Annotated in this window: 8 protein-coding genes; 3 read left to right on the top strand and 5 right to left on the bottom strand. The window is 50.8% G+C overall.

Translation table 11 applies throughout. The features are described from left to right. On the top strand, positions 1-867 hold an 867-nt coding region (locus tag DXZ20_RS37870; RefSeq protein WP_250565956.1), incomplete at its 5' end, for a glycosyltransferase. Between the two features lie 38 nt (positions 868-905). Next, entirely contained in the window at positions 906-3116 is a 2211-nt protein-coding gene (locus DXZ20_RS28585; RefSeq protein WP_163702509.1) for a hypothetical protein, read from the top strand. Here DXZ20_RS28585 and DXZ20_RS28580 read toward each other — a convergent pair. The 5 genes from DXZ20_RS28580 to DXZ20_RS28560 form a co-directional block, all read right to left on the bottom strand. Then, a complete protein-coding gene (locus DXZ20_RS28580) occupies positions 3095-4309 on the bottom strand; it encodes an EAL domain-containing protein (RefSeq protein ID WP_163660544.1) in 1215 nt (404 codons plus the stop codon). The genes DXZ20_RS28585 and DXZ20_RS28580 overlap by 22 nt on opposite strands. 152 nt (positions 4310-4461) lie before the next feature. Next, positions 4462-5361: a tRNA pseudouridine(55) synthase TruB gene (gene truB, locus DXZ20_RS28575; protein ID WP_163702508.1), complete on the bottom strand. Its 900-nt coding sequence runs from the start codon at positions 5359-5361 to the stop codon at positions 4462-4464. Positions 5362-5409: 48 nt separating this feature from the next. Continuing rightward, entirely contained in the window at positions 5410-7254 is a 1845-nt protein-coding gene (locus DXZ20_RS28570) for an alpha/beta hydrolase (RefSeq protein WP_163702507.1), read from the bottom strand. A gap of 44 nt (positions 7255-7298) precedes the next feature. Beyond that, positions 7299-9350: an NAD-dependent DNA ligase LigA gene (gene ligA / locus DXZ20_RS28565; protein ID WP_163702506.1), complete on the bottom strand. Its 2052-nt coding sequence runs from the start codon at positions 9348-9350 to the stop codon at positions 7299-7301. 93 nt (positions 9351-9443) lie between these two features. Further along, positions 9444-10436, bottom strand: coding sequence for an alpha/beta hydrolase (locus DXZ20_RS28560; RefSeq protein ID WP_163702505.1), 993 nt, complete (start codon positions 10434-10436; stop codon positions 9444-9446). A 112-nt stretch (positions 10437-10548) separates the two neighbouring features. Here DXZ20_RS28560 and DXZ20_RS28555 point away from each other — a divergent pair. After that, the coding region (locus DXZ20_RS28555) for an MFS transporter (RefSeq protein WP_163703643.1) at positions 10549-11564 on the top strand (1016 nt) is incomplete at its 3' end.

The raw sequence follows: 11564 nt of genomic DNA, 5'->3' as shown, positions 1-11564 counted from the left end.
GACGCCGTTGTTTGTGAGCATGGTGTCAATGAAATGTACGTGCACCCTAAGCTGCGTGAGCGTGTAAAGACGGTAGCGGATATCCATAGCTCTGTCTACGGCTGGGTGCTTGATCATTTGGAGGCAGGCGCATCGGAAAATACCCTACGCGATCGCTTGTATCTGCCCCTTTTGGCCCGTTATGAAAAACGGTACTGTGCAAAATTCACCCACCTGGTAGTCACCACACCGAACGATCGCAAACATATTCAAAGCTTGATACCAGACGCCAACATCAATATTGTTTCGACGGGGGTTGATCTAGAGACATCCCCCTATCGCTCCCATGACCCCGGTGGTCAATCTTTGATTTTTATCGGAGCAATGGATTCGTCTCACAATATCGACGCAGCCTGCTATTTTGCCCAGACAATTTTTCCCCTAGTGAGGCAGCGCTATCCTGAGGCCACGTTAAGTCTCGTGGGCACCCGGCCTGTCCCCGCCGTTAAAGAATTGGACAGTATCCCTGGTGTGACGGTCACGGGTCGGGTGCCGTCTATTACAGAATGTCTACAGCAGTCGACGGTCAGTGTAGTGCCGCTGCGGGCAGGCATCGGCATTAAAACCAAGACGCTGGAATCCATGGCCGTAGGGGTGCCGGTTGTGGGTAGCGATCGCGGTCTTGAGGGCATGGCAGTAGATGTTGAGGGGGTACCGCTACGAGCCCTGCGGGCCAACCAGCCAGAGGACTATGTAAAGGCCATCGGTCAATTATTTGAAGATGCTGCATTGCGTCAAACATTATCCGCGAATGCACGTCAGATGATTGAAGCTGAATTTAACTGGGAAAGCCTCGGGCAAAAATACGCACAAGTGCTATCCTCCTAGAGACTATTTGGTCTTGCTGCTCTGATGACAACATCCCTATGGGTCTGAGCAAATCAAATCCACCCACCGCTCAAGTAAAGCTTTTGGTGAGTCCAACGACGGGGCGTATTCCCTGGTCGTTGTTAAGCTGGCTGGCCTTAGGCAGCGGTGGAGCTTTATTGGTGGCGATGATTTTATCAGGTGCCAAACTGATTGTTGACCCCTATAGTCCAAACTGGCTAAAGACGGCGTTCCCTGGGTTAGTCAATACCTTTGAGGCAGCTCCCCAGACAGCAGATGAGATTCAGGCGGAGATGCGGGCTCAAAACATTACCCATGGCCAACCCATTGCCTGGCCTAGAGCCGATCAGCCCAAAGCCTGGTTCTATCCAATCTTGAATAGCGACGACAAAACTATTCAAGAACTATGGGTGTATCGCGTTCAGAACGATCAGCTCCAACGGGTTGAACAGGTCAAGATTCGCCCCATGAAAGAATCGTTTATCACGACACCGCTGGTGGGTACAGCGTCTCAGGTAGCTAGCGTAGATAGTGACGCCTCTTTATCATCTGTGCAGCCCATGGCTGGAAAAGCAGCGAATGAGCCTTGGTTGTTATTGGAGGGACAGCGCCGTTACGGCAATACCGTCATGCGATACGGCCAGATTTTAAGCTATCAGTCCCACGCTCAACGCTTGCATCGATTGTTAAACTGGTCGAGTCCAGCGGGTCAACCACCCCAATGGAAAAACGAAGACACCGGAAAACAGCTAATTGTTGACCAAACCGTTGGCCTACGACCCAGTTTTTTGCTGTATCAGCTCGTTCCCAACGATCCACCCCGGCTACAGGAAGTCTCCCTCTATCGTTCAGTGTATGAGCAAGATTTGAGTACCTCTCTCTATGACAAAGCTCTAAAACTGGCGCAAGGATCTGTCTGGTCCCATAGTCTCCAGATGATGGAATCTGCCAAGGCAACCTTGGGACACGATTGGTCAGCCGAGGCTCAAGCACAGCTTGACTTAATTCAGCTGCACGCTACACGCACCAAAGCTCAAACAGACCAAACCTTATCAAGTCAGCAGCAGCATATTCTGGCTTATCTGATTGATGGCCAGTGGGATAAGGCTCTCAGCACGTTAGAAAACAACCCAGCCATTTATGGTCCTACGCTAAAACGATTAGAACGGGATTTTGATGCCCTCTGGCGTGGGGTCACCACACATCTACAAGTCCATCCCAAGGATGTGACAACGCAGATTTGGGGAGCGTTATTAGTAACGTCTCGCCAATCGCCAGAAGCCGGGGAAGAATGGCTACAGAAAAAGACACGTTCAAAAGCTACGCTGGAGCGCCTACAGGCGCTGGGAGGTCAAAAGTTTGCTGAAAATATTGCGCTGATCAACGGCTACTCAGACACCAACACATCCACAGCATCTTTGCCTGCGACCAATGAGCCAGGGCGCTACACCAGCTTGATTGGCCAAGCAACCGCTGTGGGTGCACCGGGGCATGGGTGGTTGCGATCGCAAACCCTGCCGACTCTGGCCCCTGGACAAAGCTGGTATCACATCAATGTGCAACTGCTTCAAGACAACACAGGTTGGGGACGCCCCCCCGTAGCCATCACAGCTACTAACATGTGGGCAGAATCCGTAGCCATTCGCAGACAGTTGCAATTATTTAGTGGCAATCGGCATGTTGCCGGAGTCACCGTTCATGGCGTCCAAACCACTGGATCAAAGCTTACCTTTTTAGCCAGTGGCCCCAAAATAAATGGTTCTACATTAGTAACTACGCCTAACAGTCTGCAATGGCTTACCACGCTACCGTGGCAAACAGCACCAACACCGCCTGTCGAAAGCCGTAACGCGACAAACGAGTCTTCAGTTGATGACGCAGAGTCGACACAGTTCCCCCAGACAGATTTCCATCAAACCGATACTCTAACTCTAATGGCAGAGGCCATCAGTCGTCAGTTAGGCATGACATTTGAACAGACAGCGCAGCTTTATCCTCACCTGCAATATATCAGGATGGACTTAATGGGCGACCGAACCGCTGAGCATATCTTTACCATGGGCCCTGGCGTGCCCTCCGAGCTCGGACTCTTCCCAGGTAAAGTCATGATTTTGTCTGACAATGGCAAACTACTCTACAGTGATGTGGGTCAGCAACGCTCCTTGCTGGCCATCACAGGCAAAACCATCAACAAACCCGCAACACTCTTAGTAGAACAAGCAGGTCGCTACGATTTGATTGGATTTTGAACCCGTTCTTGCACCAGTAGCTGCTGTACCTCAGCAAAAGGCAAAGGTTTCCCAAAGAAATAGCCTTGACCAATATCACACCCAGACCGCTGCAGCACCTGAAGTTGTTCCTGGGTTTCAATCCCTTCCACAACCGTCTGCATACCTAAGCCATGGGCCATGGTGAGCATACTTTCCAATAACACCTGCGTCCGTGGATTGGTCAGAATTTCTTGAACAAAGGCCCGATCAATTTTGAAGCCATCCACTTCAAAACGAGTGAGATAGTTCAGGCTTGAGAAGCCAGTACCAAAATCATCCAAGGCAATATGGAACCCGGCTTGCCGACAGGTCTGGAGACTTTCAAGGGCAACAGGATCTTCCATAAATACCCGCTCTGTAACTTCAAGCTTGACCTGGGATGGATGCAGTCCATATTGCTCCACAATAAGTTGCAATGCCGCTAAAAAGTCGTCTTCAGCTAACTGTCGAGGGGCCACATTGATACTCATAAACAATTGTCTGTCTGGACAAGACTTTTGCAGCTGCACCAAATCACGACAGGACTGTTGCAACGTTTGCTGACCAATGGGAATAATCAAGGACGTTTCTTCGGCAATACTGGTGAATTCACCAGGAGACACATGGCCCCGCGTAGGGCTAAACCAACGGATCAAAGCTTCAAAACCAAGGATCCGACGAGTTTGAATATCAACCAAGGGCTGATAGTGAGGTCGTAGCTGCTGATTCTCCAACGCCGCTCGTAATTCCGATTCCAGACGTATTTTGTCCAGAACCTCATCATTGTCCGATGGCGCTTGCTGTAGGCCTGTTGCCACTTTGGGATACCCAGATAACGTCACTTGAGGCGTGCTACGAATCCGGTGAAGCAGCGTGGTCACCAAGAGCTGGACAATGGGGTCTGCCCCTTGAATGCGTTCTGAAATTTGACGGCTCGAAATGGCAACACACACCGTCTCTTCAATCGCTTTGGCTGATGCAGAGCGTGGTGCCGTGTCCATGACGGCCATTTCCCCCAAGACATCACCACTCGTCAGAATACGTAAGGGAAACGCTTGACCATCAACACTGACTGCAACCTCTACCCTGCCTGACTCGATGATGTAAGCAGAATCTCCAGGATCACCCTCAGAAAAAATGACTTCCCCCACCTTGAAGTGCTTAAGCGCAGAAGAAGGATCCCAGTTAGACATGGACGTCTTACCCAGTGAACGACAAATTAGCTAGTAAAAATCACGGGGATGCACATTTAAAGGACACATCTAAGCTTTATTTGGTTTCCCTAATATCTACATGTTCTGTATGACGACTACAGATAATCACTGAAATTAAAACTGATGCGTCGTCAAGAAGGTTGCACAAACACCATTTTGGGAACTAAATGAGGCTGATGGTCTTTAATCCGGAAGACACCCACACCCAAAAATGGACAGGCTTCAGTAATGACACGTAAAGGCTTTTCCAACTCAATGGTCGGTTCCCTGGGCACACGCTGCCCTAAACACCACCGACGACCTAATTCAAGGGGGAGTGTTATTTCGGGCAAATGTCCCATGGCCACCGCCGGAGTGATTAATTGAAGTTGCTCTAGTTGCTCATTTAACTGTTCAAAGGAAATACTGGTATCTAAATTAAAGCCGCTACTTTGTGTACGTAATAACGAAGACAGGGTGCCGCCTACCCCGAGACACTGTCCTAAATCCCTGGCAATTGAACGAATGTAGGTACCGGCTCCACAGGCAATGTCTAAGGTGATAGTTGGGCTTTCACCGGGTTGCCAGTTCACAACATTAATGGAGTGCACGACCACATGACGACAGGGCACATCGATGGTGGCGGCTTTGCCCTGTCGCGCTAAGTCGTACAGCCGCTGACCATTAACATGCACAGCACTGTACATTGGCGGAATTTGCTGAATTTCTCCTTGGAAATTAGCCAATTGCTCGGTGACAGCAGACAGGCTCAAATGGGCCGCTGACGTCTGAGTTAACACAGCTCCCTCTAAATCATCTGTATCAGTGGTGGTGCCCAACTGGACAACGGCTCGGTATGCTTTATCGTCAGGCAGGTATTGCAGCAGCCGTGTTGCTCGGCCCACGGCAACGGGCAGCACCCCTATTGCTGCCGGGTCTAACGTGCCGGCATGGCCAATCTTTTTAGTCTGGAGCAGACGACGTAGCTTGGCGACACAGTCGTGGGATGTCCACCCAGTAGGTTTATGGAGATTAAGAAAGCCGTCGGGCATAGGCTGATGGCAGACAATGGGCAATTCACAGAAGCTATCCTATCAGGGCTACTGGGTAGACGGATTAGACAATACAGGCTGTGGTTCCTCTAAGATCACCTCGGTGACGGGGGGTGCTGTGGTTGCGGGGTCTGTCACGGGTGCATCCATCACGGGTACATCCGGAGGCAACGGCTCTCCCCCAGGTGATTCAATGGAGTCTGTTGCTGATCGGGGAGGCCCCCCTAATTGATCGGCCAAGGTGGGACCGGTGAGTTCTTGTACCAAGGTCAGTTGAATTGGCTCCTCATTGAGCTGAGCGATGCCGTCCGCCGTCAGTAAATCTGCATAGGTCATATCTCCACTCAGATGCTGAGTCAAAAAGGCCAGACTTGATGCCTCTAAGTAATCTTGCGCTAGCTCTGGTTCAGGACCAAGGATCTCGCTCGGCAAGTCAAAGGCTTCGCTGCCAGTTTCAGTCATGGCAATGGTAGAAAAATGGGTGCCCTGGCGCATGAGCATGAGATAACGCTCGGGCTGGGTAAGCCAGGTAAAGGGAACCAACTGTTCTTGCAAAGCAGGGGCAACGGTATCAGCTCCGCTGGCAAAAATCATGGTGGGGGTGGTGACTTGCCCCATGCTTTCTTCACCAAAAAGGACGCTGGTGATGGGGTTGATTGCGATCGCAGCCCGCACCCGACCATCCTGCAATGACAACATGGTTTCACTGGGCTCAGCTAGCTGCCCTGCCTGGCACTGCAGCAATAGCGACACATTTAGCGACAGTGAACTGGGGGGACAGCTTTCCCGAAGTATTTCAAAATCAAGTGTGGCACCCGCTAACGCCAAGGCTGTATAGCCACCAAAAGACTGGCCCACTAGTCCCACTGCAGCAAAGTTGATCAAGCTACCAAATTGACTTGCCTCACGCTCTAAGTAATTAAGCAGGGCAGAAATTTGTCGTGGCCGTTCAATAAACTCTTCATTGGCCACAACATCTGCCGATTGGCCCACCAACAGCGCATTAATTTGCTCAGCATTACTGCCAGGATGTTCTACATTGACCACAACAAAGCCATGGGATGCTAAATGACGTCCCAGGTAGGCATAGGATGTACGATCATTCCCCAAACCGTGGGAAATAATCACCGTGGGACGATTGCGCTGGCGCTGACCTTGTAATGTGGGCAAATAGATATCCGCCGGAATCGGCGCATTGCCTGACAATCTTTGCCGTTCCACCTGATAGCGTCCAGGCTGTCGCGCCTGATTCGCCAAAGCCAGTAAACGCGCCTGGTCTGCTTCTGAAAGATTACCGGTAGGAGCCCCCAAACGCTCTAGTAAAGCAATGGATGCATCGGTTTCATAAATCGCTCGATTAATCTCACGCAACAGCCCCAGTCCCCGATCTAACTCGATGCGCATTTCTGGGGATGGAAACCGACGAATCGCATTTAAGAGAGTGAGGCCTTCATCTTCATCGGAAACAGCAACTAAAATTGCTCCCCGTAAGGCACGTAGATCGCTGCGCCGGGCCTCTGTGCGAATAAAATCAGCAGCAATATTTAAGAGATACTCTCCCTGCTTCGTGTAGAAGAATCGATCGAGCAGCACCACATCTACATTGATGGTGGCAATGTCTTCTTCCACACGCCAGGTCAGGGCTTGTCTAACTTCTTCGATGTCATAGTCATCGGGTAAAAATCTTGCATAGTAGGCAAGATCGTCACTGAGCACACCGTCCTCAACCAACTGCTCCAAATCAGCCAGCTCAATGGAACGCTCAATCGGACCAAACGCAAATGTGATTCGGTCCGCCGCTTGACTAGGGATAGCCGCCACCAACACGGCTCCCATGCCCAGGGTTAGACGTTGTAGGCCCTTTATTGCAGCTGATAAGCACACTCGTTTCATGGATAACCTTGTATTCGCAGCCAGACAAAACCCCAAAAAACTAGTTATGAGGATGCCGTTTGTTGTAGCAACGTCAGCAAATCATCTTCACTCAAACGTTGAATACCCAGTTTTTCGGCCTTAGCAAGCTTTGATCCGGCATCTACACCGACCACAACATAGCTTGTTTTAGAACTTACGGATCCGGTCACTTTACCGCCACTTTCCTCAATTTTGGCCTTTGCTTCCTTACGGCTTAGAGTGGGCAAAGTGCCAGTCAGGACAAAAGTTTTTCCCATCATAGGCAGATCGGTAGGCTCGTCTGATGGTGGTGCCCCCTCTAGCTGTACCCCAATTTTTTTGTCTTTTAGTCGCGTGATCAGGCTCTTATTAGCCTCTGCCTGAAACCATTCATAAACTGAATAGGCAATTTCCGGACCAATGCCGTAAACCGACTCAATTTCTTCAGGAGGAGCCGTAGCCAATAGATCTACGGTGTAGAATTGCTTGGCTAGAAGTTGGGCGTTCACCGCGCCCACATGTCGAATCCCTAATCCAAACAGCACCCTAGCCCAGGGCTGGGATTTAGAGGCAGCGATCGCATCTACTAGATTCTGAGCGCTCTTTTGCCCCATACGTTCTAGGGACAAAAGTTCTTCCACCGTAAGCTCATACAAATCAGCAACGGAGCTAACAAGATTCTGCGCCAGAAGTTGCTGTATCCATTTTTCACCCAGACCAGCGATATCTAGGGCCTGGCGACTAGCCCAATGAATCAAGTCACCCCGAACAATTGCAGGACAAGACGGATTGATACAGCGAGTTACCGCCTCATTGACTGGCCGCACCAATGTTTCACCACATTCAGGACAGTGGGTGGGCAACTGACAAAGCTGTGCTCCTTCTGGTCTTAGGTCTGACAAAACCCGCACTACCTCAGGAATAATTTCACCGGCTTTGCGAACGATCACTGTGTCGCCCTTATACAAATTAAGCTCGGCCAGACGATCGGCATTGTGCAATGTTGCGCGGGACACAGTCGTGCCCGCTAGCTTTACAGGGGCCAACTCAGCCACAGGCGTAACGGCACCAGTACGCCCTATTTGCACCGTCATATCTTGCAAAATCGTGGGAACTTCCTCGGCAGGGTATTTAAGAGCAATGGCCCAGCGGGGAAACTTTTGGGTGAACCCTAATCGTTCCTGCAAGGGTAAGTCATTCAGTTTCACGACGACACCATCGGTCAGATAGGGCAGCTGGGTACGGGCCTCGTCCCACTGGTCATAAAACTGGGCAACGTCTGCGGCGGTGGGGCAAAGCTTACGGTTGGGGTTGACCTTAAATCCAAGGGTCTGGAGTGCCGCCAAGGAGTCTTCTTGGGTTTGGGGTAACGTCAGCCCACCTTCGCCCTCAGGCAGTAGTAACGTATAGGCAAAAAAGTCGAGACGCCGCTGAGCCACCACCCGAGAATCTAGCTGGCGCAGTGTCCCCGCTGCAGCATTGCGGGGATTTGCAAACAGGGCTTCTCCATTAGCCTGACGATCGGCGTTAATGCGATCAAAAACATCGTTGGGAATAAAGGCTTCCCCCCGAACTTCGACACGGGGGGGTGGGTTGTCAATTTGTAGCCGCAGGGGAATCGAACGAATGGTGCGAATATTTTGCGTGATGTCTTCCCCGCTGATGCCGTCGCCTCGGGTTACCCCCCGAGTCAGCAAACCCTTTTCATAGGTCAGGGCCAGAGCATTGCCATCAATCTTGAGTTCGGCAACCACAGCGGCTGAGTCTATGTCGGGGGTTTGCCGCTGCCAGCGACCTTCCCATTGCCGATATTCGTCAATATCGAAGGCATTCTCGAGGCTATATAGCGGAATGTTGTGCTCAAGCGCCGTAAACTGGCTGGCTGGCCGTTCACCCACCCTCTGGGTCGGGCTATCGGGCGTAACCAATTCTGGATACTGGGTTTCTAAGTCTTGTAGTTCGCGGTAAAGGCGATCGTAAACTTCGTCAGGCAGGTCAGGTGCATCCAGAACGTAGTAGGCATAGCTTGCTTTTTGAAGTTGCGATCGCAACTCCTGAGCCCGCTGCCGCCGATCCACTGGAACTGTTTCTGCCATATCTATTTCAAGTCCTGAATTAATTGAAAACCTACCCAAATAGGCCCACTGAATTCTACCCGAGGAAACCCCTAAAAATGAGATTATCGACCACTAGCTTACTGACAGCACTTTTCGCGCAAATTGTTTTAACCTAGCCACAGATGCAGACTCTTTAAACACACCCACCGCATTGTGATGAACGTTAGCTTTATACACAATGAAGTCTTTGGGGCCACGGGCTGCTTTATATAGCTTTTTACCCATATATAGCGGAATTAACGGATCGCCAGTGCTGTGGATAAACAATATTGGTATTTGCAACTGACGGACTTTTTGGATGGACTCAAAACGCTGGTGGAGAATTGCCTGCACTGGAAACCAGCGAGCATAAACGGAACGAGCCACCATGGCTGACATTGAGGTAAACGTGTTTTGCACAATAACCCCCGCCAAATTGGGATGTTTACTGGCTAAGTCAATTGCGATCGCACCTCCCAAAGAATGGCCGTAGACCACTATTTCATTGGCAGCAATACCCAGCCCATCAGTGAGATAGCCTAAAGCTGCCTCAGCATCTTCGTAAAAAGAGCGTTCTGTGGGAAAACCACCTTCACTGAGACCATAGCCCCGATACTCTGCGAGCAACACATCAAACCCCAACTTTCGCAGCCAATGGACTTGGGTGACATGGAACCCAATATTTAGCCCTGCACCATGGAGATAGAGCAGCGTCCCCATGCGCTGTTTAGTCTTTGGCAGCCACCAGCTGTGGAGATGTTCCGGAGAAGATTGTTTATCCTGCGCCACAGGAATCCAGACATCCTCGTAGTGAAGATTATGGGACTCCGGCGTCGTTTGCAGTGCATGGGTAGGGCGATAGAGTAATCTTGGTTGCTGAGTCCAAAGCAAAATAAAGACAGTTATATAGCCCATCACTCCCAACAGCGCCCCCCGTTTGCATAACGCCCCCCACCGTCGCCGAAAGTGACGATGGCAGATGAGTTTGATGACAATGAATGTAACGATGGGAGGTAGCCAAATATGGTTAGTGCTGTTGATCAAGGACAACAACTGTGAAATCAGTGTGATGAAATAGGTGACCATTCAGGAATGAAAGCGTCTTGCTTTACATGTCTTTCTACATAGATAGCAGCTATGCAAGCAGTCTTGTGACCATCAGTTGTATAAATCAGAATTGCCCCCCTTTAAACCAGTAGTGACGCTTTTTCCTAACCTTGATATCCGCCTCTGGATTTTGGCTGCTGGTCGATTACTCTCTCAGCTGGGCATTGGGTTTACCCTGTTTTACGCACCGCTGTTTTTTGCTGACGATGTGGGCCTATCAGCCACCGCCATTGGCCTGGGGCTAGGCAGCCAGTCCCTATCAGGCATGATCGGCCGCTTTGCTGGGGGCTCCATGGCAGATTCTCCTCAATGGGGCAGACGACGCACCTTATTGATATCGGCAGCTATCTCGGCTGTGGCCGATGGCTGCTTTGTGATCACCCACGACTTTATCGGCTTTGTCATTGCCAATTTACTGATGGGGTTGGGGGTAGGACTATACTGGCCTGCCACCGAAGCTGTCGTCGCAGATTTGACCACTGAAAACAATCGAAACGAAGCGTTTGCCATTGTGCGCTTGGCAGATAGCCTGGGGTTAAGTGCGGGTGTGGTCATCGGTGGCGCTATGATTGCCGCTTTTCAGGCCTACCGCTTGTTGTTTGCCCTAGACGGCATCACCTTTATCGTGTTTTATGCCGTCATCGCAATTGCCATTGCGGAAACCCTGAACACAAAAACTACTGGGGGCAATTTTTGGCAGGGGTGGCAGGTAGCTATTCGCGATCGCACCCTCCAAATCTATGTCGTCGTCAATTGCCTATTCACCCTCTACCTCTCTCAATCCCAAAGCACCCTACCCCTCTATCTCAATCGCTTTACCGGCCTTGATAATCACGCAGCGGTCGGTGGTATTTTCACCTGGGCCATTGTGCTCACCGCCCTTTGCCAACTGCCCATGGTTCGTTGGCTCAAACGGTTTACTCAGCCCCATGCCCTGATGATTGCCTTAGGATTTTGGGGAGTCACCTTTTTCAGCACCTGGTTAGTCGGTCAGCAGCTAATTACACCATCAATCTTTGTCGTCATAGGTCTAACGGCGATGGCGCTTGGCACCGTAGCCTACACCCCAATTGCCTCAGCCCTGGTAGTGGGCATTGCCCCCAATGC

This window comes from Adonisia turfae CCMR0081, from assembly GCF_011009555.1.
GTDB classification, from domain to species: domain Bacteria; phylum Cyanobacteriota; class Cyanobacteriia; order Phormidesmidales; family Phormidesmidaceae; genus Leptothoe; species Leptothoe turfae.
The sequence above is the reverse complement of the archived record's forward strand: the minus strand, read 5'-3'. Positions and strand labels throughout refer to the sequence as shown.